Here is a 269-nt window from a genome sequence, read left to right on the forward strand (position 1 = left end):
GCATTGTCACTTATGGCGCGATGGCGATTGGCGCGCCGCTCGGCGTGGTGATATTCCGGGCGGGTGGCCTGCTGTGGCTGTCGCTGGTCATTGTTGCTATCTGCGTGGTAGGCATCGTCTGCGCGGTGCCGCGTCCGGCCGTAAAAGCCAGCCGGGCCAGACCCCTGCCGTTTCGTGCGGTGCTGGGGAAAATCGCCGGTTTTGGTGCGATTCTGGCGATGGGTTCGGCGGGTTTCGGTGTCATCGCCACCTTTATTACCCTGTTCTAT

The 269-nt window shown here is 62.1% G+C and carries 1 pseudogene; it reads left to right on the forward strand.

What is annotated here, in order from left to right:
- Nucleotides 1-269 (forward strand): annotated as a pseudogene (locus tag SB765_RS30030) (MFS transporter); the annotation flags it as partial.

The organism is Pseudomonas sp. SIMBA_067, from assembly GCF_046534675.1.
Classification (GTDB): domain Bacteria; phylum Pseudomonadota; class Gammaproteobacteria; order Pseudomonadales; family Pseudomonadaceae; genus Aquipseudomonas; species Aquipseudomonas putida.